The sequence below is a fragment of the Nocardia sp. FDAARGOS_372 genome, from assembly GCF_002554515.1.
GTDB classification, from domain to species: Bacteria; Actinomycetota; Actinomycetes; order Mycobacteriales; family Mycobacteriaceae; genus Nocardia; species Nocardia farcinica.
The window spans coordinates 5,383,095-5,406,877 of record NZ_PDDW01000001.1 but is presented as its reverse complement, the minus strand read 5'-3'; the positions used below and the strand labels follow the sequence as shown (position 1 = coordinate 5,406,877).

The window sequence follows — 23,783 nt, the reverse complement described above, 5'->3', positions numbered from 1 at the left end:
CGGGCCGTAAGGTGGCGGCATGGCGTCGTCGCAACTGCCCGAATTGGTCGAATCGGTGATCGAGTCCCATCTGCTCGGGGGCGAACGTGCCTTCAGCAGAACCGAGGTCGCCGAGCGCTCCGGTGTTTCCGCGGAGGTGACGCGGCGGCTGTGGACGGCGCTCGGCTTCCCGGCCAGCCCGGACGAATCGGTCGACTTCACCGACGCCGACGTGCGGGCGGTGCGCGAGTTCCGCTCGCTGCGCGTGGTGACCGACGCCGATCTGCGCAGGCAGTCCTCGGCCGCACGCACCATCGGCCAGGCGATGGCGCGGTTGGCGGAATGGCAGGCCGACCTGGTGCTCGCCGAGATCGCGACCCGCATCGCCGAGTCCGACGAGGACCCGGCGGTCAGCGCCCGCCGCGCCACCGAGGAGACGATCTCGGCGGTCGAGGATTTGCAGAGCTACGCCTGGCGCAGGCACCTGGCCGCCGCGCTGGCCCGCTCGCTCGACGGCGCGGCGCCGGGTGAGGATTCGACGCGGGAGCTGGCGGTCGGATTCGCCGACATGGTCGGTTACACCCGGTTGACCAGGCATCTGCACCCGGACGAGCTGTCCACCCTGCTGGACGCCTTCGAGTCGACCACCACGGCCGCCATCACCGAGAACAACGGCTGGGTGATCAAGAACGTCGGTGACGAAGTGATGTTCGCCGCCGACACGGCCGCCGACGCCGCGCGCATCGCGCTGGCGATCCAGGAGTCGACGATGATGGTCGGCGGCAGCCCGGAGCTGCGGGTCGCCGTCGCCTACGGGCCGGTGTTGCAGCGGTTCGGGGATCTGTACGGGTCGGTGGTGAACATCGCTTCCCGGCTCACCGGCGTCGCCCGGCCCGGCACGGTGCTCATCGACGACGGCGCGGCCGCCGAACTCGCCGACGAGAAGGAATTCCGGGTGCGGCACCTGCGCAGCGTGCGGGTGCGCGGTTTCAACCGGCTACGCCCCCACCTCTTGCGCCGCGCCTGAGCGGGTCAGCGGCCGGAGGCGGTAGCGCAGCGTCACCACGTAGGCCGCCCCGCTCAGGCGAAATCCGACACCGCCTGAGCGGGTCAGCGGCCGGAGGCGGTAGCGGTCAGCGGCCGGAGACGGTAGCGCGCGGTGGCGGCCGTAAGGTCGTGGCGTGGATACGGACTGGTCACGGCTGCGGGAGCGCTGTCTGCTCGCCGAGGACGACGCGGTGTTGGCGTTGAACAAGCCCGCGGGTATCTCGGTGACCGGGGAACGCCACGACACCGACATCGTGGAGCTGGCCGCCGGGGCGGGCGAACGGCTCTTTCCGGTGCACCGCATCGACAAGGTCACCTCGGGGCTGGTGCTGCTGGCGAAGGATCTGGCCGCGCACGGCACGCTCACCCGCCAGTTCACCCAGCGCACCGCCGAGAAGGCGTATCTGGCGGTGGTGGCGGGCGGCGGGTTGCCCGATCGCGGCGTGATCGAACTGCCGTTGAGCGTGGGACGCAAGAACCGGGTGCGGATCGCGGCGCCGCGGGAGTCGATCCGCGCCGAGGACGGGCGCTGGTTCGTCGACGACGCCGATCTGCTCGCGGTGAAGAACTACCCCTCCCGCACCGAGTTCGTGACCCTGGCCCGCACGGCCGACCGGACGGTGCTCGCGCTACGGCCGGTGACCGGGCGCAGGCATCAGATCCGCGTGCATCTGGCCTGGATCGGGCACGCCATCGTCGGCGATCCGCTGTTCGACAAGAGCGCTGCCCACCCGCGCGCCCACCTGCACTCGTGGCGGCTGGTCCTCGACGCGCCGTGGCGCACCCCGCCGGAACTGGACCTCACCGCCCCGCCGGATGCCGGCTTCTGGACGCCGCTCGGTGCCAGCGCCGACCCCGGCGAACTGCTGGCGGGGGCCGCGGAGTCGCTGCGTGGCGAGCCTCATGCAGACGCCTGAGCGCGACCTGAATTAGCCTGGTGACGTGCACCTGCTCGCGTGCCAGTCACGCCATGCCGCAATGCCGCGACTCCGCAGAGAAAGCGAACGCCGATGATCCTGGTGGCCCAGGTCAGCGACACCCATTTCGATCTCGGGGCGCGCAACAACGAACGCGTGGAGCGCGTGATGGCCTTCCTCGCCGACCTCGCGCATCGGCCGGACGCGATCCTGGTGACCGGTGACGTCACCGAGTCGGGCAAGCCGGAGCAGTACGCCGAGGCCAGGGTGGCCCTGCAGGCCGACATCCCGGTGTGGGCGATCCCGGGCAACCACGACGAGCGCGCCGCCTTCCGCACCGAACTGCTCGGTGAGCAGCCGTCGGACTCGCCGATCAATCACGTGCACCGGGTCGGCGCGCTGACGGTGATCATGCTCGACACCACGATCCCCGGCGAGCCGGGTGGCCGGATCGAGGAGGACACCTACCGCTGGCTGCGCGAGGTGCTCGCCGACGCGCCCGCGACGGGACCGATCGTGCTGGCCATGCACCATCCGCCCGCGCGGCTGCACAGCCCGATCGTCGACGACATCGCCTTGGCCGAACCCGACCGGCTGGCCGACGTGGTGGCCGCCGACCCGCGCATCCGCGCCGTGCTCACCGGTCACGCCCATTCGGCCGCGGCCACCACCTTCGCGGGCCGCCCGCTGCTCATCGCGCCGAGCACCGCCTCGGTGCTGGGCGGGGCCTGGGAGGTGGAGTTGCCGCACCGGGTGATGGACTACGCGCCCGACCCGGCGGTGGCGCTGCACGTCTTCGACGAATCCGGCTCCATGACAACGCATTTCCGCACGGTGCCGATGGGCGGTTTCCTCGGCGTGGCACCGGTCTGAGCGGTCGCGTTTGGCCCGGCGCCGACCGGGCACCCGGCCGACATGACCCAGCCCTTCCGTCAGATCTTCGCGGGAGCCGCACGCCTGCGGCACGCCCGCGTCTTCCACCCGAACGGGCTCCGGCTCTCCGGTCGCCTGCATGCCGAACCCGAGTTCGAGCCACTGTTCGGCACCGGGGAACGGGCCGTGCTGGCGCGGCTGTCCAAGGGTGTCGGCACGCCCGCGGGCCTGCCCGACGTGCTCGGCCTGGCCCTGCGGGTGCTCGACCGCGACGAGCAGCCGTTCGACCTGGCGCTGGCCACCACCGGCGGCGGTCGGCTCACCCGGTTCGTCGTCACCCCGGCGCGCGGGTGGCGCAGCGCCCGCTACGGCAGCCTGCTGCCCTACCGGTTCGGCTCCGACGCACCGGTGTGGCTGTTCGCCGAGCCCGACGCGGCCCAGCCCGAGTCGCCCGCGCTGGCCGATCTCGCGGCGCACCTGCGCGAGCGGCCCGCGACGTTCGTGCTCAGCGCCCGCGGTTTCACCGGCCCGCCGCGCCGGGTCGCGGAGGTGACCCTGCATCCGGCCGACGCGGGCGACTATCGCACGGATTTCTTCGACCCGATGGCCAATCACCCCGACGAGGTCCGCATGCTGCCCGAGGTGGTCGGCCGGGTGCGGGAACTCGCCTATTCCGGCAGCCGGGAGGGCCGCGGCGAACCGAGCTGACCCCCGCGCGAGCGCGCGGCTGGGCCCCGACCGGCACCGTCCTGGCAGACTTGTCGCGTGAGTGATCTGCCGACCGACCCTCTCGCCGGTCCCCCCGAACGCGGGCCGCTGCGGCCGATCGAGCTGGCCGCGGGTGCGGTGCTGGGCGGCGTCACGGTCGGTTTGGTCACCGTGGGCTCGGTGGTGCCGTTCGCGGCGGCGCTGCAACTGGTGGCGGCGGTGCCGATGGGCATGCTCGCGCACCGGTACCGGGTGCGGGCGCTGGTCACCGCGACCGTGGCGGCCACCCTGGTCACGTTCGTGGCCGCCGGCGTGATGCCCGCGCTCGGCGTGGTCGGCACCGCCACGATCGGCGGCATCATCGGCGGGGTGAAGCGCAGCGGGCGCGGCCTGCTCACGGTGTGTGTGGCCGCGCTGGCGGCCGGTGTGCTGTGGGCGGCCTTCACCGTCGGCTCGCTGCTGGTGTTCGCCCAGACCCGCAATCTGCTGTTCGACACCATCCGCAACACGGCGGGCGGCGTGCGCAAACTGGCCGAGAGCCGGCCGGAACTGGAGCCACTGGGCCGTGGCGTCGACGCGGCCACCGACGCGGTGCTCACCTGGTGGTGGGCCTGGGTGGGCGGCGGGGTGCTGGTGGGCATCCTGGTCAGCGCGGTCTGTTCCTGGTTCGTGCTCGGTTCGGTGCTGGACCGGCTGGCCTGGTTGCCCAGCCGCGATCGCCTGGACGCTCCGGTCGACGACCGGCCCATCGGACCGCTGCCGGTGACGCTGCGCGCGGCCGGTTTCCGCTATCCTGGCGCGGCCGCCGACGCGCTGACCGGGATCGACCTGACCGTCGCGCCGGGCGAGTTCGTCGCCGTCGTCGGTCACAACGGCTCCGGCAAATCCACCCTCACCCGCCTGCTGGCCGGGCTGCCGCCCACGTCCGGGGAGGTGCGGCGGCCCGGCTCGGCGGGCCTGGGTCACCTCGGCGGCACCGCGCTCGTGCTGCAACGGCCGGAGAGCCAGACCCTGGGCGTGCTGGTCGCCGACGACGTGGTGTGGGGTCTGCCGACCGAACTCGCCGCCCAGGTCGACGTGGCCGCGCTGCTCCGGGAGGTCGGTCTGGACGGGATGGGCGACCGGGAGACCGCGACGCTGTCCGGCGGGCAGCAGCAGCGCTTGGCCGTGGCCGCCGCGATGGCCCGCAGACCCGCCCTGCTCATCGCCGACGAGGCCACCTCGATGATCGATCCGCAGGGCCGCCGCGAACTGGTGGCGCTGCTGCGCGAACTGCCGCGGCGGCACGGCATGGCCGTCGTGCTGGTCACCCACCACGAGGCCGACGCGGCCGCCGCCGACCGGGTGGTGCACTTGGCCGCGGGCCGCATGGTCGACCGGCTGCCGGTCTGGCCGCAGCCGCTGCGCGACACCCGCCGCCGGGCGATGGGCCCGCCGGTGCTGGAACTGCACGGCGTGCGCCACACCTACAACCGCGGCACGCCGTGGGAGGCGCCCGCCCTGCACGGCATCGACCTGGTCGTCCGGCGCGGTGAGGCACTGCTCGTGGTCGGCGGCAACGGCTCCGGCAAGTCGACGCTGGCCTGGATCATCGCCGGGCTGATAAAACCGACCGCGGGCCGCTGCGAGCTGGCCGGCCGGCCGGTGACCCGGCAGATCGGGCGGGTCGAGCTGGCCTTCCAGCATTCCCGGTTGCAGTTGCAGAAGCAGACGGTCGGCGCCGAGATCGCCGACTGGGGCGGGCGCGCCACCGGCTCGGGCGCGGTCGGGCGGGCACTCGACGCGGTCGGCCTGGATCGCGCGCTCGCGGCCCGCTCCATCGAGGAACTCAGCGGTGGGCAGGCCAGGCGGGTGGTGCTCGCCGCGATCGTGGCGAGTCGACCGCAGGTCGTGGTGCTCGACGAGCCACTGGCCGGGCTGGACCCCAAGGGCCGCGCCGACATCGTGGAACTGCTTGCCCGGCTGCGTGATTCCGGGCTCACGCTGATCGTCATCTCCCACGACGTCGAGGACATGTCCGCGGTCTGCGACCGCACCGTGCACCTGCGCGAGGGCCGTCTGGTCGCGGGGGAACCGGTCGGCGCGCCGGTGCGCACCGAGGAAGCCACGCCCGCCGAGGGCATCGCGATCACCGAGGATCCGCTGCGCCCGCGCGCCGCTCGACGGGGCAGGGCGTGGGGCTTCGAACACGGGAGTGGCCGATGAGCACGGTTCTGTTGCGTCAGGTGCCGGTGGACAGCCCCGTCCACCGGCTGTGGGCGGGCACCAAGATGGTCGGGGCGTTCCTGATCAGCCTGCTGCTGATGTTGTGGCCGAGTTGGCCGGTGCTCGGGGTGATGATCGCGTTCCTGATCGCGATCGGCGTGGTGGCCCGGCTGCCGCTGGGCACGCTGCCGCGGCTGCCGTGGTGGTTCTGGGGTCTGATCGCGGCGGGCGCGCTGGTCAACCTGCCGATGGGTGGCGCGGCGGTGCTGCGGTACGCGCAGGTGGTGGTGTTCGGTTTCGTGCTGGTGACCGCCTCGTTCCTGATCGCCTGGACCACCCCGATGGGTGAAGTCGCCCCGGCGCTGGCCCGATTGGGCGCCCCGCTGCGCAAACTCAAAGTGCCGGTGGACGAGTGGGCCGTGGTCGTCGCGCTGACCCTGCGCGGCCTCCCGCTGCTGCTCGAGGAGATCCGGGTGCTGCGCGCCGCGCGCAGGTTGCGCCCCAAGGAGCGGCTGCTCGACCGGGCCACCGACAGCCCGCTCATCGACATCCTCACCGCGGCCATGGCGGTGGCCTCACGCCGCGCCACCGAGCTGGGCGAGGCGATCACCGCGCGCGGCGGCACCGGTGAGTTGACCGCTCATCCGGCGACGCCGACCCGCCGCGACGCGGTGGCGCTGGCGGTCGTGCTGCTCGCCTGCGCGGGTGCCGTCGTGGTCGACCTGCTCGTCTGACCCGAGCCACCGCGCGCCCGTTTGCTGTTCGATAGCCAGCACAGACCGTCCAGGATGGCGCGGGTCGCGTGACACCCCAGCTTCACCCCCGGACGGGCGATCAGCCGGAAACCGCCACCAGACCATTCGGTTCCGGCATGACTCGAGGTCGGCGGGCACAACGGACACCGGCCAGCGCTTTCGGCCTCGGCGACACGAGTTCGTCTGCGGTTCCCCGATATCGCGCTGAACTGTGTCTATAGTCTCCTGCGATGGATCGGCAGACCCGCCAGAACAAACCCGAAGGCGCCGACTGCCCCTATTGGTGGGGGTTTTCCCTCCGGATTCCGGAGCGGGCAGTAGGGTTACGAAGACTTAGCTGTCCCGTGGATCATCCGAGGTCCGCCGCGGCGTCGAGGGGAGCTTTACTCGCCGCGCGGGCCTTCGTCGCGCTCGACTTCGTCAAGATTGGATTCCTCGAATGCTCTTCCGCAAGCTCTCGGCGGTCGTCGTACCGCTGCTCGCCGCCGTCACCGTCGGTGCGAGCACCGCACAGGCCCAGCCCGCTCCGGCGCCCGTCCCGGACATCGGTTACGAGGCGAAACTCGTCGGCGACAAGATCGTCACCACCCTCACCGGCGGCACGTTCCAGGTGAACGGCGCCACCGTCGACATCCGGGACGCCGCGGGCAACGCCGTGGTCACCCTCCCGCTGGCCTTCCGCGAGGCGGGCCTCGAATACCCGCTCGGGCACCAGGTCCGCGAGGACGGCCGGGTGCTGGAGTTGACCGCCGTCAAGGACGCGTCGAAGGCGCGGCCGGTTCCGGTGACGCCGGTGGCGTCGCTGGAGGAGAACCAGCGGGCGATGGACGCGTTCGCGGCCCAGTTCGGCATCGCGACGGCTATCGGCGGATTCATCGGCACCGCGCTGGGTGCTCTCGTCGGGCTGACCGGCATCATCGGCGGACCCACGGTCATCGCCAGTGTGATCGCGGGCGCCAGTGTCGGGGCGATCATCGGGACCCTCGTCGTGGGTGGACCCGCGCTGGTGGTGGCCGGTATCGACCTGATCAACACGCTGACCGCACCGCCCGGCACCACCAAGTGGATGGACGAGACCGGACGCTGAACCACGCGACCCGGCCATCCGGGCCGCACACACCCGAACGCGGCGCGCGCCAACCCCTTTCGGTCGGCGCGCGCCGCGTCGTCGTCTGGGCGTGAGCCCCGCTCAGCCCTCGTTACGGATGGCGTTCTTCGCGGCGTCCTGGGCCGCGTCCACCTGGCCGGCGAACTTGCCGCCGGTCTTCTCGTCCACCAGATCGCCCGCCTTGTCGATGACCACGTCCACCTTGTCGGCGTTCTGCGCCGCCAGGTCCATCGCCTTGCCGGCCAGGTTCTTGAAGTCCACCCTGTGCTCCTCGTATTCGGATCGAAAACAACGCGCGCTCACCATACCCAGCGGCCGTGAACGGTGGTCGGCAAACAGGTGGCGATCGGTGTCGGCGGGTCGCCGTCACTCGTCTTCGTCGAGCCAGGCGGGGTGCCAGAGCCGTCCGGTGTCGGTCCAGTTCATGAATCGCACCCGGCCGGTGATCGTCGGGCGCACCCACACCGCCTCCTTGCGTTCCTCGGCGGTGAGTGCGTTGGCGAAGGGGCTGGTCTTGCGTTCCAGGCCGCGCAGCCTGCGCGCCAGGGCGGTCATGTCCTGTTCGTCGAACCCGGTGCCGACCCGGCCGACATAGATGAGTTCGCCGTCGTGCGGGATGCCGACGAGCAGGGATTTGAAGTCGCGGGCGCCGCTGCGGCGGTATCCGCCGACGACGACGGGCTGGATTCGCCAGTTGCGCTGTTTCACCCAGGAGTGGCCGCGCTTGCCGGGCAGATAGACCGAGTCCCAGCGTTTCGCGATGACGCCTTCGAGGCCGTGTTCCTCGCTGTAGCGCAGGGCCTCGGCGCCGGGGCCGTCGAGGGCGGGCGGCACCCGCAGCGACGGTGCGGCCGCGCCGAGCGCCTCCAGCACCCGCCGCCGGTCGGCGAAACGCTTGCGCAGCAGGGACGTTCCGTCCAGGTAGAGCACATCGAAGGCGACGAACTCGGCGCGGGCCGGGTCGGCTTGCAGCAGGGCGACCTGCGCGACGCCGTGTTCGTCGAACACCACCGCCTCGCCGTCGAGCACCGCCCGGTGCCCGGCCAGTTCCTGGGCGAGCACCGCGGCGATCCGCGGGTACCGGTCGGTGATGACGTTGCCCGCCCGGCTGCGCAGCGTCACCGCGCCGGCGTCGATTTCGGCGATCAGCCGGAACCCGTCCCACTTCGTCTCGAAACACCACTGCTCGCCGTCGAGCGGCCCGACCTCACCGGAGACCGCCAGCATCGGCGAAAGACCGCGCGGCACCGGCGTATCGCCGCGGCGGCCTGCCTCGGCACCGGCCGTCGTGCGCGATCGCCGTCCCCCGGCCGCGTCGGCGTCGCCTGCTTCGTCGCGTATCTCGGCGTCGACCACCGGCCCGCCCGAATCCGCCGCGCCCACCGGGGTTTCCGCGCCCACCGGTGTTTCCGCGTCCGCCGGTTGCTCGCGCATCAGGTGCATCAACCACTGGTTGCCGTTGGTCTGGATGAGGGCGTAGCGGCCGGTGAGCTTGCTGCCGTGGAAGCGCACGATCACCTCGTCGTCGCGCCATTTCTCGGTCTCGTAGGTGCCGGTGTCCCAGATGGTCATCTCCCCCGCGCCGTATTCGCCCTTGGGGATGACTCCGTGGAAGTGCAGGTATTCGAGGGGATGGTCCTCGGTGTGCACGGCGAGACGGTTCTGTTTCGGAGTGGTGGGCGGCCCCTTGGGCACGGCCCAGGAAGCCAGCACGCCGTCGCGTTCGAGCCGCACATCCCAGTGCAGGCGGCGGGCGTGGTGTTCCTGGACGACGAAGCGGTTGTCGGCGCCGGGACTCGGCGGTTCGGCGGGCACCGGTTCGGGGGTGCGGGCCGGGTCGCGCATCGAGCGATACTTGGCGAGCGCGTCGGCCCCACCGGGCAGGGCGTCGGCACCGCGGCGCGACAGCGGCGGATCGAGGTCGGCGAGCAGGTCGCCGTCGTCGCGCCAGCGCGCGAGGACCTCGTCGAAGCGCAGGTGGCGCAGGGTGGCGGCGTCCTCGATCTCGGCCCAGGTGCGCGGGGCGGCGGCGTTGGGTTCGGCGCGGCCGCGCAACGAGTAGGGGGCGATGGTGGTCTTGGCCGGATTGTTCTGGCTCCAGTCGAGGAACACCTTGCCGCGGCGCACCGCCTTGGCCATCGTCGCCGTCACCAGGTCGGGCCGCAGCTTCTCCAGATTGGTCGCCACCTGTTTGGCGACCGTGGACGCGCCGCCCGGGCTCAGCACCCGGTCCAGCGGCACGTAGAGGTGAATGCCCTTGCTGCCGCTGGTCACCGGGAAGGCGTGCATGCCGATGTCCTCGATCATGTCCCGCACGGCCAACGCCACTTCGGCGCATTCGGGCAGGCCGACGCCCGGCCCAGGATCGAGATCGAACACGATGCGGGTCGCCGGGCCCATCGCGGCACCGTCGAAACGCCATTGCGGCACATGGACTTCCAACGACGCCTGCTGCCCGATCCACGCCAACCCCGCCTCGGAATCGATCAGCGGGTAGGCGACGCGACGGTCGGAATGCTCGAGCACCCGCCGCTCGAGCCACGGCGGCGCGTGCTCGGCGAGGTTCTTCTCGAAGAACGACGGCGCCTCGACACCGTTGGGCCAGCGCTTGCGAGTGACCGGGCGCCCAGCGATGTGCGGCAGCATCGCCTCGGCGATGGCCGTGTAATAGGCGATCACCTCGCCCTTGGTGGTTCCGGTGGCCGGGTAGAGGACCTTGTCGAGGTTGCTCAGCTCCACCTCGACCGGTGGCCTGCCCGCCCCGCCGTCGAACGCTCTGCGCGACGCCATGTCCTGGCCTCCGCGACGCCGGCCGGCCGCGGGGACCGGCCGGTGTCGCGGTCGGTCATGCGTGCGGGTTGTGCCCGGGCTGCTCGGGCGGGACCACCTTCTTGGCGGCCTGCTTACCCTTCTCGATCTTGTCCGAGTACTTGCCCTGGGTCTTCTGATCCAGGAAAGTGCCCGCCTTGTCGACGGCCTGGTTGATCTTGTCGGAGTTCTTGGCCGCCGCCTCCTTGCCCTTGCCGATCAGGCCCTTGAGGTTGTCCGCGAAACTCATCGCCATCGTTCCTTTCCACTACCGAGGTGCCGACCACCGAAGCGCCGACTGCTGAAGTGCCGGGAGGAACCGACAGGTCAACCTACATTCTCCCACCAGGGATCCGGTTCCGCCGCGCCCGCGGGCAGCACCCGCTGGCCCGGTTTGGGCACCGCCACCCGGGTACCCGCCGCCCGCGCCGCCGACACCATCCGGCGCACCGGCTCCGACCACCCGTGGAAGGCCAGATTGAAGGTGGCCCAGTGGATCGGCACGAGCATGCCGTGCCCGGCGTCGCCGACACACAGGTCGGCGTGCGCACGCACCGCCTCCTCGGGATTCATGTGCACATCGGTCCAGTGCTCGTCGTAGGCGCCGATGGGCAGCAGTGTGAGGTCGAACGGGCCCAGCGCCGCGCCCGCCTCGGCGAAGGCCTTGGTGTAGCCGGTGTCACCGCCGAAATACACCCGCCGGGTCGGGCCGACGATCGACCACGACGCCCACAGCGTGGTGTTGCGCACCAGCCCGCGGCCGGAGAAGTGCCTGGCCTCGGTGCAGGTGAGCACCAGGTCACCACCGTCACGGGCACGGCCGAGCGCCTGCATCGACACCGAAGCACCCCAGCCCAACTCGACGATCCGGTCCTCGGGCACCCCCCAGTGCCGCAGATGCGCACCGATGCCGACCGGCACCACGAACGGCGCGGACTGCCCGGCGAGCAGCGCCCGGACGGTCTCCTTGTCGAGGTGGTCGTAGTGGTCGTGGGAGATGAGCACCGCGTCCAGCTCGGGCAGCGCGGAGAGCGGCTGCGGCACCGGGTGCAACCGGGCCGGGCCGACCAGGGTCGACGGCGACACCCGCTCGCTCCACACCGGATCGGTGAGCACCCGGTAACCGTCCACCTCGACGAGCGTGGTGGCGTGGCCGTACCAGGTGACGGCGAGATCGCCGGGCTCGGCCGGGGTTTCGGGCCGCACCACCGGGATCGGGCCGCGCGGATGCCCGGCCTTGCGTTTGGTCCACGCCGAGACGACCAGCGCCGCAACCGAACCCGTCTCGAACTGGACGCTCGGCTCGGTGTTGTGGAAGCGACCGCCGCGATAGTTGGCGAGGCTGCGGGCGGACGGCCGGATCGTCGACATCGACGCGCCGAGCGCCGAGGGGATACCCCAGGCGGCGCGCACCGCCCAGGCGGCACCCGCCGCGACGGCGGCCAGCAGGAGCGGTTTGCCGACGCGCATCATTTCCCCACGAACTTCGCGGTGCGCTTCTCTTCCCTGGCCAGCCTGCCCTCCTTGGCGTCGTCGCTGGTCCAGGCGGCCTGCAGCGCCTCGCGCTGCTGCACGGTCTCCGGATCGCGGGTGCCGTCGTCGTTGAGCACGAGCTTCATGTGCCGCAGCGACAGCGGCGCCAGCTCCGCGATCGACTTCGCCCACGCCTGCGCGTCCGCCAGGGTGCCGATGCGGTTGGCGAAACCGAAGGCGTAGCAGTCGCTCGCCGAGATCGGTTCGGCCCCGAGCAGCAGGGTCCGGGCCGGGCCGCCGCCGATCAGGGCCGCCAGCCTGCGCATCGTCCAGCGATCCACCGAGATGCCCAGCTTCGCGGCGGGGATGGCGATGTAGGAGTCCGGCGCGAGTACCCGCAGGTCCGAGGCCAGCGCGAGCTGCACGCCCGCGCCGAGCGCGGCCCCGTGGATCGCCGAGATCACCGGCACCGGCGCCGATTCGATGGTGTGCAGCATATCCATCAGCGCGGCGAGGAACGACTCGGAGTAGACACCCGACAGATCGGCGCCCGCGCTGAAGACCGGACCGCGGCCGGTCAGCACGATCACCCTCGCCTCCTCCGCGACGGCCGTCAGCACCGCCTCGCGCAACCGCCCGACGAGCTCCTCGTTGAGCGCGTTGCGTCGCTCCTCGCGTCGCAGTTCGATGGTGACGACGTCACCATCGCGGCTGACTCCGAGCATGCATCCTCCCCAACTGGCCGTTCGTGTGGATGTCTTCACTCTGCCACAGCCCACCGGCGGTGACCGGGAAGCCGATACCATCGACTGTTGTGCCGAGCGACTACGACATCCTGGTGATCGGTGCTGGTCAGGCCGGGCTGTCGGCCGCCTATCACCTGCGCAGGCTCGGCCTGGTCCCCGAGCGCGACTTCCTCGTCGTCGATCACGCCGACGGGCCGGGCGGCGCGTGGCGGCACCGCTGGCCCTCGCTCACGCTCAGCACCGTCAACGGGGTGCACGACCTGCCCGGCATGTCCTTCGCCGAGACGCTGCCGCCCGGTTCGGCGAACGCCCAGGCGGCCACCGCCGTGCCGCACTATTACGAGCTCTACGAAAAGCGCTTCGACCTGCGCGTGCACCGTCCGGTCTCGGTGCGGGTGGTCTGTGACCGCACCGCCGACGGCACCCGCTGCGACGGCCGTGGCGAGGTGCTGCACGCCGAGACCGACACCGCGGGCACGCTGCGGGTACGCGGGCTGATCAACGGCACCGGCACCTGGGAGCGCCCCTTCGTGCCCCGCTATCGCGGGCAGGAGAGCTTCACCGGCAGGCAGCTGCACACCCGCGACTACCACGACGCCGCCGAGTTCGCGGGCAAACATGTCGTGGTGGTCGGCGGCGGGATCTCGGCCGTGCAGTTGCTCGACGAGATATCCCAGGTGACCAGCACCACCTGGGTGACCCGCCGCGAGCCGGTGTTCCGGGAGGGCGAGTTCACCCCGGAGGCGGGCCGCGCGGCGGTCGCCCAGGTGGAGGACCGGGTCCGGCGCGGGCTGCCGCCCGGCTCGGTCGTCTCGGTGACCGGGCTGCTGTGGAACGACCGGCTACGCGCCGCCCAGCGCCGGAGCGCACTCGCCCGGCGCCCGATGTTCGACCACATCGAGCCCGACGGCGTGCGCTGGGCCGACGGCAGCTTCCAGCACGCCGACGTGATCCTGTGGGCCACCGGATTCCGCAGCGCCCTCGATCATCTCGCACCGCTGCGGTTGCGCGGGCCGGGCGGCGGCATCACCATGACCGGGCGGCTGAGCACCCAGGTGGCGGCCGACCCGCGCATCCACCTCATCGGTTACGGGCCCTCGGCGAGCACGATCGGCGCCAACCGGGCGGGCCGGGCGGCCGCCGTCGAGCTGACGGCCCATCTCGGGATCGCGCGGCTCACAGACCCGCGCTGAAGGTGTCCGGGTCGGGGCCGATGCGGCCGCCCCGGTCCAGACCGTCGATCGCCGCCATCTGCTCGCGGCTGAGTTCGAAGCCGAACACGTCGAAGTTGGCCTCGATGCGGGCGGGCGTGACCGACTTGGGGATCACGACGTTGCCCAACTGCAGGTGCCAGCGGATGATCACCTGCGCCGGGGTGCGGCCCACCTCCTGCGCGATGCGGGTGATGGTGGCGTCCTCCAGCAGGGTGCCCTGCCCCAGCGGGCTCCACGCCTCGGTCGCGATCGCGTTCTCGGCGTGGAATTCGCGCAGCTCGCGCTGGGCCAGCGCCGGATGCAGCTCGATCTGGTTGACCGCGGGGATCTCGCCGGTCTCGGCGATCAGGGTGCGCAGGTTGTCCACGGTGAAATTGGACACGCCGATCGAGCGCACCCGGCCCTGCCGCTTGAGCTCCTGGAAGGCACGGAACGTGTCGACGAACTTGCCCGCGGCGGCGACCGGCCAGTGGATCAGGTACAGATCCAGGTAGTCCAGGCCCAGCTTGGACATGCTGTCGTCGAACGCGCGCAGGGTGGAGTCGTAGCCCTGCTCGGAGTTCCACAGCTTGGTGGTGACATAGACCTCGTCGCGCGGCAGTCCGAACGCGCGGATCGCGCGGCCGGTGCCCTCCTCGTTGCCGTACACCGCCGCGGTGTCGATGCTGCGATACCCGGCCCGCAAGGCCGTGGTGACCACGTCGAACACGTCGTCGGGTGGCACCTGGAACACGCCGAACCCGAGCTGGGGGATGACGTTGCCGTCGTTGAGCACGATCGACGGCACGGCGGAGGTCTCGCTGCGGAAGGTCACGTTCCGACCGTAGAAGTGCGCGGCCGAACCGTCAACGACGCTTACGGGCGTGTTCGGTCACGGGCGGGGGCTGCCGAGGCGGCGATACCGCAGGTGACGGGTCCGGCGGCGCTCGTCGGCGGGCTGCGCGCGCAGCCGCGCCAGCTCGTCGGCGACGGCGGCGACCATGCGGCGGGCGAAGTCGACCGGTTCGTCGGCGGCGTCGGGACGCTCCGGCACGATCCGGTCCACCACACCGTCCGCGCACAGGTCGGCGGCGCCGATGCGCTGGGCGTCGGCCAGCTCCGGGGCGTGCGCGGTGTCACGGTGGACGATGGCGCTGGCGCCCTCCGGCGGCAGCGGCGCCAGCCAGGCGTGGGTCGCGGCCAGCACCCGATCGGCGGGCAGCAGCGCCAGCGCGCCACCGCCGGTGCCCTGGCCGAGCAACACCGACACCGTCGGGGTGTCCAGGGTGACCAGGTCGGCGATGCACCGGGCGATCTCCGGCGCCAGGCCCCGCTCCTCGGCCTCCTTCGACAGCGCGGCACCCACCGTGTCGATCACCGACACCAGCGGCAACCGCAGCTCCTGCGCCAGCGCCATCCCGCGCCGCGCCTCCCGCAAGGCCGCCGGGCCCATCGTCTGCTCGCCGCGCTGGCCCGCGCGATCGTGACCGAAGACCACGCACGGCTGGCCACGGAACCGGGCCAGCGCCAGCAGGGTGGTCCGATCCGACTCGCCCTGACCGGTGCCGCTGAGCGGAACCCGTTGGGTGACATGGCGAAGCAGCTCGCGCACACCGGGACGATCGGGGCGTCGGGAGATCAACACCGACTGCCAGGTGGGAGAACCGGCGGTGGCTGCTTCCGGCCCCGGAGTGTCGCCCGAATCGCCGCCCGCCGTGGCCTGCTCGGCGGCGGTCGGCGGACCGACCACCGGCGGCGGGGCGGGCTGATCCGGTAGGACGACGCCGCTGCACACGCTGAGCGCCCGGTGGGCGATGCGCCGGAAGACGCGGACCGGCAGGACACCGTCGATGACGCCGTGCCGGTACAGGTTCTCCGCGGTCTGCACGCCCTCGGGAAAGTCCTTGCCGTACAACGCCTGATACACGCGCGGACCGAGGAAGCCGATCATCGCGCCCGGCTCGGCGAAGGTCATGTGACCCAGCGAGCCCCACGAGGCGAACACGCCACCCATCGTCGGATTGCGCAGATACACCAGGTACGGATGCCCGGCGGCCTTGTGCGCGGCGACCGCGCCCGCGATCTTGACCATCTGCACGAAGGCGATGGTGCCCTCCTGCATGCGGGTGCCGCCGGAGGTCGGCGACGCGAGCAGCGGCAACCCGAGCTCGGTGGCGCGCTCGACCGCGGCGACGATCCGCTCGGCGGCGGCCACCCCGATCGAACCGGCGAGAAAGCCGAACTCGCAGGCGATCACGGCCACCCGGCGCCCGCGCAGCAACCCCTCACCGGTGAGCACCGCCTCGTCGGTACCCGCCGCGTCCGCCGCCGCGCGCAGCTCGTCGCGATAGCGCGGGGACGCGGCCACCGTCACCGGTGGCCGGTCCCAGCTCACGAACGACTCCGCGTCGAGCAGCTGCCCGACCAACTCCCGCGCCGAGATCCGCATGGCGCGAGCGTATCCGGCCGGTCTCAGTAGCCCTGCATCACCTTGCGCAGCGCGTACTCGGTCAGCGACACCAGCGCCTGCTTGGCGGGCTCCCGGCGCCGCGCGTCGATCGACAGGATCGGCACGTCGGCGGAGACCGCCAGCGCCTGCCGGATGTCCTCGATCGGGTAGCGCGGGGCGTCGTCGAACTCGTTGAGCGCCACCAGGAACGGCAGGTTGCGGGCTTCGAAGTAGTCGACGGCCGCGAAGCTGTCCTCCAGTCGGCGGGTGTCGACGAGCACCACGGCGCCGATGGCGCCGCGGATCAGGTCGTCCCACATGAACCAGAACCGGTACTGACCGGGGGTACCGAACAGGTACAGCACCAGGTCGTCCGCGAGGCTGATCCGGCCGAAGTCCATCGCCACCGTGGTGGTCGACTTCATCGGGATGCCGGTCAGGTTGTCGATGCCGGCACTGGCGTTGGTGACCAGTGCTTCGGTGCGCAGCGGAACGATCTCCGAGACAGCACCGACCAACGTGGTCTTACCGACACCGAAGCCGCCGGCGACCACGATCTTGGCCGACGTCGGCTTGCTGGTGCGGGTATCGACCTGCGCCGTCGAATCAAATACGCCGGAGTCCACTGAGAACCCTTTCGATCAACTCGCGACGTTCATCGTCGCTGGAATCCTCTTTCAATGTCGCCGAAACGCGCACGTGCCCGGCATCGATCAGGTCGGCGACGAGTACACGCGCCACCCCGATCGGTATCCCGAGCCGTGCCGCCACTTCCGCGACGGACGGCGATTCTCTGCACAACTCCACGATCGACGTCTCGATGTTGGTCAGCTCGAACTGCCGCTCCAACGCGACCGGCTGTGATGCGACGAGGGCCTCGAGCGCCAACTCCACCTTGGGCCTGGTGCGACCCGCGGTCAGTGAGTACGGGCGCACGAGGCTCGGCTCGGCACTCCCTACGCGGTGATCTTCTATGTCCATCCGACCATCAGGAACCCATCGTGACGCGTGGCGTGGCCTGGACCGTCTGGCCAACCCGCTCGACCAACAGCGCCATTTCGTAGCCGACCTGTCCGATGTCGCAGGACGTGTTGGTCAGCACCGCGAGGTAGGAGCCGTCGCCCACCGCCATCAGCAGCAGGTAACCGTGCTCCATCTCGACCACCGACTGCAGGACGGTGCCGCCCTCGAACAGGTTCGAGACACCGACGGAGAGGCTGGCCAGACCGGCGGTGACCGCCGAGAGTTGTTCGGCACGATCGACGGGCAGCTGGGCGCTCGCGGCCATCAACAGGCCGTCAGCCGAGACCAGGACGGCATGAGCTACGCCAGGAACCTCGTTGGCGAAGTTCGAAACCAGCCAATCCAGCTGACGGTTCGTACCACCTAGATCGGGGTTCATCGGTCTCCTTTGTCTCCGGTTAGGTTCATTGCTCTCATTGCGCGGCCATCCCGGACGCCCTTCTGGTGACGACTCAAGCTGGACCTGATCGATTCCGGATCACGGCGAGGTGCCCGATCCGCGGCGCCGCTCACGGCGCCGGGGACTAGCCTCCCGCCCGGATCGCGTTGCGGCAAGCCCGCAGCGGTCTTTTTCTCGGCTTGGGCCTCACTCGCGCGCCGCGCCGCCTGCCAGCCTTCGTCACCGGGGGACTCGAAGGAGGCCGCGACCTGGGACCGGTCCGGGTTCGGATCGGCCAGCCACGCCGACATCATCTCGGCGAAGATCGGGCTGTCCATCGACGACCCCGGCTCGACCGCGGGCTGCAACCGGGTCTGGAAGAACGACGCGGTCTTGGCGGGGTTGGACTTGTAGCTGTGCTTGCCGGGATCGCGCGCGGGGGCGGATTCGGACGCGCCGTCACCGGCCTCGGTGCCGGAATCGCGCTGTGCGAGACCCACTCCGGGCGGCACCTCGCCGAGCGGCTGATGCCGCGCACCCGGATCACGTTGCGGCAGACCGGTACCGGGCGCGGGACGGCTCGGTTCGGGCGCGCGCTGCGGGAGCCCGTTGGCGCCGCTCTCGCGCTCGGGTAGGCCGCTGTCCCGCTGGGGTAGACCGCCACGCTGCGGGAGCCCGTTGGCGCCCCGCTGGGGCAGACCGGTCGAGTTCGGCCCGCCCTCGCCCGCGGCCGGACCACCGGGCGCGCGCTGCGGCAGGCCGGTGGCACCGTTGTCCCGCGGCGGCAGACCGGTGGCGCCACCCTCGCGTTGCGGCAGGCCGGGCGCGCCGCCGTCACGCGGGGCGAGACCGGCGGCCCCTCGCGCTGCGGGAGACCACCCGGCGCGGCACCGCGCTGCGGCAGGCCGTTCGGTCCCGCCTCACGCTGCGGCAGACCGGAGGGGCCGCCGTCGCGCGGCGGGAGACCGCCCGCCGGGGCACCGCGCTGCGGCAGGCCGTTCGGACCCGCTTCACGCTGCGGCAGACCGGAGGGGCCGCCCTCACGCGGCGGGAGACCCGCTGCCCCGCCCTCGCGGTGCAGGCCGGTAGCGCCCGGCTCCCGCTGCGGCAGGCCCGGGGTGGCACCCGGCTGACGCTGCGGCAGGCCGTTGCCGCCCGGACGCGCCGGACCGGATTCCCGCTGGGGCAGACCGGTGGCGGCGGACCCGCGGGCCACGTCGGGCTCCGGGGCACCGTTGGCGCCGGGCTCGCGGTGCGGCAGGCCACCCGCGGTGGGCGCGGGCGCACCGTTGCCGCCGGGCTGACGCTGCGGCAGGCCACCGGCGGTGGGCGCGGGCGCACCGTTACCGCCCGGCTGACGCTGCGGCAGGCCGCCGCCTCGGGCTGCGGTGCACCGCTGGCGCCCGGCTGACGCTGCGGCAGGCCACCGCCCGCGCCGGGCTGCGGCACCCCGTTGGCGCCGGGCTCACGCTGCGGCAGACCGCCGGGTGTGGTGCCCGCGGGGCCGGCCGTGCCGGGCGTCGCGGGCGGCGTGACCGATGGCCGTTGCGCGGCGGCCGGACCGCCGGTGGCGAGATTGCGCTTGGGCAGGCTGGCGGCGGCGAGCTTGCCGCGCTGCGGCCCGTTCGCCTGGGCCGCGGCGCTCGACTCGCGCAGGCTCGCCGAACCCTCCTGGCGCAGTCCGCCCGCCATCGCCGAACCCGGCTGACGCTGCGGCAGGCCGCCGGGGCCGGTGGGCGCGGGTGCGGGCGGAGTGAGCGGACCGGAGCCGGTCTGGATGGGACCGCTGACACCCGGGTCGACGGTGACCATCATGTTGCCCGCCGACGTGCGGGTGATCGCGCGCGTCTGCATGGACGGCGTCGGATGCTGCGGGTTCGGCTGCACCGGCGCGGCCTTGACGACCGCCTGCGGACCGGAGGCCTGGCCGGCGGGCACGATCAGGCCGACCGGGACGTGCACGGTCACCGTGACACCCGGATCGCGCGCGGTGTCGAAGGTCGGGCGCAGCCGCACGGTGAGACCGTGCCGCTCGGCCAGCCGGCCGACGACGAACAGGCCCATGTGGCGGGCGGTGTCCGGACCGGGCTCGGCGGTCTGCTCGAGCTTGCGGTTGATCTCGGCCATCTCCGCGGGCGGCATGCCGATGCCCCGGTCGGCGACCTCGATGAGCAGACCCTGGTCGTGCGCCTGCGCGAAGGTGAACTTCACGTCCGTCTCCGGCGGCGAGGCGCGCAGCGCGTTGTCCAGCAGCTCGGCGAACAGGTGGGCCAGGTCGGAGGCCGCGGGCTCCTTGAGCGCACCGCGCGGGGTGGCGCCCAGCTTGACGCGCTCGTAGTCCTCGACCTCGGAGATGGCCGCGCGCAGCACGTCGCCGATCTCGACCGGCGCCGACTTGGCGCGGCGCTGTTTGGTGCCCGCCAGGATGAGCAGGTTGTCGCCGTTGCGGCGCATGCGGGCGGCGAGGTGGTCCAGCCGGAAGAGGTTCTCCAGCAGGCGGGGGTCCTTCTCGTCGTACTCCATCGCCTCGATGAGGCTGAGCTGATGGTCGACCAGCGACTTGGAGCGGCGCGCCAGCGTCTCGAACATGTCGTTGACCTGGGAGCGCATCTGCGCCTGATCGGAGGCCAGGCGCAGCGCCTGGCCGTGGATGTCGTCGATGGCGCGGGCCAGCTGGCCGATCTCCTCGGTGCTGCGGATCGGCATCGGCTCCAGCGGCACGTCCTCCGGGGAGGCGCCGTTGCGCAGCTGCGCGACCTCGTGCGGCAGGTCGCTCTCGGCGACGCGCAGGGCGGCCAGGCGCAGCCGGTGCAGCGGCACGATCATCGAGCGCGCCACGAACACGGCCAGCAGCAGCGCGGCCAGGATGGTCGCGATGACGACGGCGGTGTAGGTCCAGGCGTCGCGGTTGGCCCGGCCGGCCAGGTTGTCCATCGCGCTGTCGATGTCCTTGGTGGCCTTGGCGACCACGCGTTCGTAGACGTCGACGCTGGTGGTGAGGGAGTTCTTCAGCTCGCCGAGCGGCAGCCTGCCCGCCTGGGCCTCGGGGCTGTTGATGAGCGACAGCCGGGTGTCCACGCCGGCGCGCAGGTCGGCGATGGCGGAGTCGCCGTCGGGGAAGCGGTGCGCGAGGACGTTGAGCAGCTGACGCTCGGTTTCCGAGGCGGTGGTGAAGGTCTGCACACCGGCCTTGAAGTCGTGCAGCACCTCGTTGAAGGCGGCCAGCTCGGCGACCAGCGTGGCACGGGTGTTGAGCGAGTCGACCAGGCGCAGTTTGGCCGCGTCCATGGCCGGGTCGCTGACCTGCGACACCGTGCTCTCGACGATGCTGACGCTCTCGTTGCGGATCCGGTCGATCCCGCCCAGTGCGTCGGTGGGCTGCGCCGCGGCCTTACCCCTGGCCAGGATGGCCCTGGCCTCGGTGATCATGGTCTCCAGCGACGCCTCGGCCTTGCTGTGCCCGCGCAGCTTGGCACCGGCGTCCTGGGCCGTGGTGATGGCCTGGTCGAGCTGGCTGAGGTCCTGGTCGGTCACCACCGACGCGCCCGGCATCAGCGACACCATCTGCGAACCGGCGACGGTGGCCGCGGCCGCGCTCAGGCCGGTGACAGCCGGAATGGCCTCGATGTTCTCGGCCACGCCCTCGAGGCGGTTGGCCTCGGTGAACTCCGAGGTGATCCTCGACACGCCGAGACCCACCGCGACAGCCAGCGGCACGGCGAGAACGGCCGTAACCTTCCAGCGCAGGTCCCAATTGCCGAGCGCCCAGCGCTTCTTGCCGGACCTTGCGGCGTCACGCATCTCCCACTCACTTTCCAAACTGGCCCCATCCACGCGCCATCAGCGAACCTCCACAATCGCACTGGCTCGACGGGTGGAGCTGGCCGAGAACTGCGGCTGGCCGAGAAATTGCGTCTACGACGGCCGAAATAAGTGACATCAGATTCTAACGGATCAATAACAGCTTGGGCGACATCAGGTAGCGCCACGGGACTTGACCTGCCCGTTCCGGGCAAAACCAAAGGTCGCGGCGCCCACCCGGGCGTCGCGTGAAGTCTGCCACAATCACACAGATCTATCGAGGCGGGATCGAAGCGAGGGCTAGGGAGTCACGGGAGTTGAACGCGAAGCACGAGTACCGACCGGTCTATCAGACCAGCTTGGTCGACCCCGCCGAGTTCTGGACCACCGCGGCCGAGGCCATCGACTGGGACGTCCCGCCCACCCAGATCGTCGATCCCGCGGCCAAGCCCGCGGCCCGCTGGTTCCCCGACGCCCAGCTCAACACCTCGGTCAACGCCCTCGACCGTCACCTCCCCGAGCGCGCCGATCAACCCGCCCTGATCTACGACTCCGCCATGACCGGCGCCAAGGGCGTCTACACCTATGCCCAGCTGCTCGACGAGGTCGCCACCTTCGCGGGCGCCATGCAGCGGCTCGGGGTGGCACGCGGCGACCGGGTGGTGATCTACCTGCCGATGATCCCCGAGGCGGTGATCGCCATGCTGGCCTGCGCCCGCATCGGCGCGGTGCATTCGGTGGTGTTCGGCGGCTTCGCCGCGCCCGAGCTCGCGGCCCGCATCGACGACGCCGAACCGGTGCTGATCGTCACCGCCGCGGGCGGCCTGGAACCCAACCGCAAGATCGAGTACCCGCCGATCGTGGCGCGCGCGCTCGGGCTCGCGCAGACCGCCGCGCCGCGCCACGTCATCGTCAAGCAGCGCCCGGTCCACTTCTCCCCCGACTTCCCGCCCGCCGAGACCGCGGCGCAGTGGCTGGACTGGGACGACGCCGTGCGCGACGCGCCGAAGGCCGAGCCGGTGCCGGTGGCGGCGACCGATCCGCTCTACATCCTCTACACCTCCGGCACCACCGGAAAGCCGAAGGGCGTGGTCCGCGACAACGGCGGGCACGCGGTGGCACTGGCCTGGTCGATGCGCAACATCTACGACGTGGGCCCGGGCCAGGTGATGTGGGCCGCCTCCGACGTCGGCTGGGTCGTCGGGCACTCCTACATCGTCTACGCGCCACTGCTGGTCGGCGCGACCACGCTGCTCTACGAGGGCAAGCCGGTGGGCACCCCGGACGCGGGCGCGTTCTGGCGGATCGTCGCCGAATACCGGGTGCGGGTGCTGTTCACCGCGCCGACCGCGCTGCGCGCCATCCGCAAGGCCGACGGCGAGGCCAAGCTGGCCCGCAACCACGACCTGTCCTCGCTGCGCGCGCTGTTCTGCGCGGGCGAACGCCTCGACCCGGCCACCTACGAGTGGGCGCGCGGCACGCTGCTGGCCGAGCGGCCGGACTGCCCCGTGGTGGACCACTGGTGGCAGACCGAGACCGGCTGGCCGATCTGCGCGAATCTGCTCGGGTTGCAGGAACTGCCGGTCAAGCCGGGGTCCGCGTCGGTGCCGGTGCCGGGCTACCGGCTGCGCGTCCTCGACGCCGAGGGCAATCCGGTGCCCGCGGGCACCGAGGGCAACATCGTCATCGGACTGCCGATGCCACCGGGCACCCTCACCGGGCTCTGGCACGACGACACCCGGTTCGCCCGCTCCTACATGTCGGCCTTCCCTGGGCACTACGCCACCGGTGACTCCGGCTATTTCGACGAGGACGGCTACCTGTTCGTGCTCGGCCGCAGTGACGACGTGATCAACATGGCCGGGCACCGGCTCTCGGCGGGCAGCATCGAGGCCGCGATCTCCGGGCACGCGGCGGTGGCCGAATGCGCGGTGATCGGCCTGCCCGACGAGCTGAAGGGGCAGAAGCCCATCGCCTACGTGGTGCTCAAGGAAGGTGTGGAGGTCGATCCGGCCACCCTGCGCGACGAGTTGATCGCGCGGGTGCGCGATCAGGTCGGCGCGATCGCCGCCCTGCACGACGCGGTGATCGTGGCCGGGCTGCCCAAGACCCGCTCGGGCAAGATCCTGCGCAAGACGATCCGGCAGATCAGCGCGGGCGAGCAGGTGGAGGTGCCCTCGACCATCGAGGACCCGGCGGTGCTCGCGGCGCTGGAGGACCAGATCCTCACCACCAGGGCCGATGCCGCCGAGGCGGCGGGCGAGGCGCCCGACACCGACGGCGCGCTCGGCGCGTCCGACCCGGCGGCCCGGCCCTGAG

General features: G+C 71.8%; 21 protein-coding genes. 9 read left to right on the top strand and 12 right to left on the bottom strand.

Annotated features, from left to right (window positions below; all coding sequences use genetic code 11):
- Window positions 1-19: 19 nt before the first annotated feature.
- The 7 genes from CRM89_RS25420 (at window position 20) to CRM89_RS25390 (ending at window position 7,571) form a co-directional block, all read left to right on the top strand.
- Window positions 20-1,006 carry an adenylate/guanylate cyclase domain-containing protein gene (locus CRM89_RS25420; RefSeq protein ID WP_011207216.1) on the top strand — a complete coding sequence of 329 codons (987 nt, stop codon included), beginning with the start codon at window positions 20-22 and terminating at the stop codon, window positions 1,004-1,006.
- 154 nt (window positions 1,007-1,160) lie between these two features.
- Window positions 1,161-1,943, top strand: a complete 783-nt coding sequence (locus CRM89_RS25415) for an RluA family pseudouridine synthase (protein WP_098086490.1) — start codon at window positions 1,161-1,163, stop codon at window positions 1,941-1,943.
- Between the two features lie 93 nt (window positions 1,944-2,036).
- Window positions 2,037-2,816 carry a metallophosphoesterase gene (locus CRM89_RS25410; protein ID WP_098086489.1) on the top strand — a complete coding sequence of 260 codons (780 nt, stop codon included), beginning with the start codon at window positions 2,037-2,039 and terminating at the stop codon, window positions 2,814-2,816.
- Window positions 2,817-2,858: 42 nt separating this feature from the next.
- Window positions 2,859-3,524: a hypothetical protein gene (locus tag CRM89_RS25405; RefSeq protein WP_060593189.1), complete on the top strand. Its 666-nt coding sequence runs from the start codon at window positions 2,859-2,861 to the stop codon at window positions 3,522-3,524.
- A 57-nt stretch (window positions 3,525-3,581) separates the two neighbouring features.
- Window positions 3,582-5,729, top strand: coding sequence for an ABC transporter ATP-binding protein (locus CRM89_RS25400; RefSeq protein ID WP_098086488.1), 2,148 nt, complete (start codon window positions 3,582-3,584; stop codon window positions 5,727-5,729).
- Complete coding sequence (locus CRM89_RS25395; protein ID WP_011207212.1) at window positions 5,726-6,463, top strand: energy-coupling factor transporter transmembrane protein EcfT; 738 nt, start codon at window positions 5,726-5,728, stop codon at window positions 6,461-6,463. The genes CRM89_RS25400 and CRM89_RS25395 overlap by 4 nt, the downstream gene beginning before the upstream one ends.
- Before the next feature lie 460 nt (window positions 6,464-6,923).
- Window positions 6,924-7,571 carry a hypothetical protein gene (locus CRM89_RS25390; RefSeq protein ID WP_086839145.1) on the top strand — a complete coding sequence of 216 codons (648 nt, stop codon included), beginning with the start codon at window positions 6,924-6,926 and terminating at the stop codon, window positions 7,569-7,571.
- A gap of 102 nt (window positions 7,572-7,673) precedes the next feature.
- Here CRM89_RS25390 and CRM89_RS25385 read toward each other — a convergent pair whose 3' ends face one another.
- The 5 genes from CRM89_RS25385 to CRM89_RS25365 form a co-directional block, all read right to left on the bottom strand.
- Complete coding sequence (locus CRM89_RS25385) at window positions 7,674-7,853, bottom strand: antitoxin (RefSeq protein WP_253805101.1); 180 nt, start codon at window positions 7,851-7,853, stop codon at window positions 7,674-7,676.
- A 105-nt stretch (window positions 7,854-7,958) separates the two neighbouring features.
- Window positions 7,959-10,382, bottom strand: coding sequence for an ATP-dependent DNA ligase (locus CRM89_RS25380; RefSeq protein ID WP_098086487.1), 2,424 nt, complete (start codon window positions 10,380-10,382; stop codon window positions 7,959-7,961).
- Window positions 10,383-10,437: 55 nt separating this feature from the next.
- On the bottom strand, window positions 10,438-10,650 hold the full coding sequence (locus CRM89_RS25375) for an antitoxin (RefSeq protein WP_041560639.1): 213 nt from the start codon (window positions 10,648-10,650) through the stop codon (window positions 10,438-10,440).
- Between the two features lie 77 nt (window positions 10,651-10,727).
- The gene (locus tag CRM89_RS25370; protein ID WP_371392019.1) at window positions 10,728-11,873 is read right to left on the bottom strand and encodes an MBL fold metallo-hydrolase; all 1,146 of its coding nucleotides are present in this window, start codon (window positions 11,871-11,873) and stop codon (window positions 10,728-10,730) included.
- On the bottom strand, window positions 11,870-12,598 hold the full coding sequence (locus CRM89_RS25365) for an enoyl-CoA hydratase (protein WP_060593194.1): 729 nt from the start codon (window positions 12,596-12,598) through the stop codon (window positions 11,870-11,872). Before CRM89_RS25365 ends, CRM89_RS25370 begins: the two co-directional genes overlap by 4 nt.
- A gap of 89 nt (window positions 12,599-12,687) precedes the next feature.
- Between CRM89_RS25365 and CRM89_RS25360 the strand changes: the two genes are divergently transcribed.
- A complete protein-coding gene (locus CRM89_RS25360) occupies window positions 12,688-13,812 on the top strand; it encodes an NAD(P)-binding domain-containing protein (RefSeq protein ID WP_098086485.1) in 1,125 nt (374 codons plus the stop codon).
- Here the strand turns inward: CRM89_RS25360 and CRM89_RS25355 are convergent.
- From CRM89_RS25355 to CRM89_RS25330, 7 genes are all read right to left on the bottom strand, one after another.
- A complete protein-coding gene (locus tag CRM89_RS25355; RefSeq protein ID WP_011207204.1) occupies window positions 13,796-14,647 on the bottom strand; it encodes an aldo/keto reductase in 852 nt (283 codons plus the stop codon). The two genes, CRM89_RS25360 and CRM89_RS25355, sit on opposite strands and share 17 nt — an antisense overlap.
- A gap of 57 nt (window positions 14,648-14,704) precedes the next feature.
- Window positions 14,705-16,261, bottom strand: coding sequence for a carboxyl transferase domain-containing protein (locus tag CRM89_RS25350; RefSeq protein ID WP_098086484.1), 1,557 nt, complete (start codon window positions 16,259-16,261; stop codon window positions 14,705-14,707).
- Window positions 16,262-16,284: 23 nt separating this feature from the next.
- Window positions 16,285-16,887 (bottom strand): ATP/GTP-binding protein, encoded by a 603-nt coding sequence (locus tag CRM89_RS25345; protein ID WP_170916205.1) that lies wholly within the window; start codon window positions 16,885-16,887, stop codon window positions 16,285-16,287.
- A complete protein-coding gene (locus CRM89_RS25340) occupies window positions 16,868-17,242 on the bottom strand; it encodes a DUF742 domain-containing protein (protein WP_011207201.1) in 375 nt (124 codons plus the stop codon). Before CRM89_RS25340 ends, CRM89_RS25345 begins: the two co-directional genes overlap by 20 nt.
- Window positions 17,243-17,249: 7 nt before the next feature.
- Window positions 17,250-17,663 (bottom strand): roadblock/LC7 domain-containing protein, encoded by a 414-nt coding sequence (locus CRM89_RS25335; protein WP_011207200.1) that lies wholly within the window; start codon window positions 17,661-17,663, stop codon window positions 17,250-17,252.
- The gene (locus tag CRM89_RS31440) at window positions 17,660-18,163 is read right to left on the bottom strand and encodes a hypothetical protein (protein WP_195007825.1); all 504 of its coding nucleotides are present in this window, start codon (window positions 18,161-18,163) and stop codon (window positions 17,660-17,662) included. Before CRM89_RS31440 ends, CRM89_RS25335 begins: the two co-directional genes overlap by 4 nt.
- Window positions 18,164-18,497: 334 nt before the next feature.
- Window positions 18,498-21,464: an ATP-binding protein gene (locus CRM89_RS25330; RefSeq protein ID WP_216641985.1), complete on the bottom strand. Its 2,967-nt coding sequence runs from the start codon at window positions 21,462-21,464 to the stop codon at window positions 18,498-18,500.
- A 317-nt stretch (window positions 21,465-21,781) separates the two neighbouring features.
- Here CRM89_RS25330 and CRM89_RS25325 point away from each other — a divergent pair, with 317 nt between their 5' ends.
- The gene (locus tag CRM89_RS25325) at window positions 21,782-23,782 is read left to right on the top strand and encodes an AMP-binding protein (RefSeq protein WP_011207198.1); all 2,001 of its coding nucleotides are present in this window, start codon (window positions 21,782-21,784) and stop codon (window positions 23,780-23,782) included.
- Window position 23,783: the final 1 nt, after the last annotated feature.

Bases quoted from the DNA above. Each gene is read 5' to 3' on its own strand.
- CRM89_RS25420 (WP_011207216.1), top strand. From the start codon at position 20: ATGGCGTCGTCGCAACTGCCCGAATTGGTCGAATCGGTGATCGAGTCC.
- CRM89_RS25410 (WP_098086489.1), top strand. From the start codon at position 2,037: ATGATCCTGGTGGCCCAGGTCAGCGACACCCATTTCGATCTCGGGGCG.
- CRM89_RS25405 (WP_060593189.1), top strand. From the start codon at position 2,859: ATGACCCAGCCCTTCCGTCAGATCTTCGCGGGAGCCGCACGCCTGCGG.
- CRM89_RS25395 (WP_011207212.1), top strand. From the start codon at position 5,726: ATGAGCACGGTTCTGTTGCGTCAGGTGCCGGTGGACAGCCCCGTCCAC.
- CRM89_RS25390 (WP_086839145.1), top strand. From the start codon at position 6,924: ATGCTCTTCCGCAAGCTCTCGGCGGTCGTCGTACCGCTGCTCGCCGCC.
- CRM89_RS25380 (WP_098086487.1), bottom strand. From the start codon at position 10,382: ATGGCGTCGCGCAGAGCGTTCGACGGCGGGGCGGGCAGGCCACCGGTC.
- CRM89_RS25375 (WP_041560639.1), bottom strand. From the start codon at position 10,650: ATGAGTTTCGCGGACAACCTCAAGGGCCTGATCGGCAAGGGCAAGGAG.
- CRM89_RS25370 (WP_371392019.1), bottom strand. From the start codon at position 11,873: ATGATGCGCGTCGGCAAACCGCTCCTGCTGGCCGCCGTCGCGGCGGGT.
- CRM89_RS25365 (WP_060593194.1), bottom strand. From the start codon at position 12,598: ATGCTCGGAGTCAGCCGCGATGGTGACGTCGTCACCATCGAACTGCGA.
- CRM89_RS25350 (WP_098086484.1), bottom strand. From the start codon at position 16,261: ATGCGGATCTCGGCGCGGGAGTTGGTCGGGCAGCTGCTCGACGCGGAG.
- CRM89_RS25340 (WP_011207201.1), bottom strand. From the start codon at position 17,242: ATGGACATAGAAGATCACCGCGTAGGGAGTGCCGAGCCGAGCCTCGTG.
- CRM89_RS25335 (WP_011207200.1), bottom strand. From the start codon at position 17,663: ATGAACCCCGATCTAGGTGGTACGAACCGTCAGCTGGATTGGCTGGTT.
- CRM89_RS25330 (WP_216641985.1), bottom strand. From the start codon at position 21,464: ATGCGTGACGCCGCAAGGTCCGGCAAGAAGCGCTGGGCGCTCGGCAAT.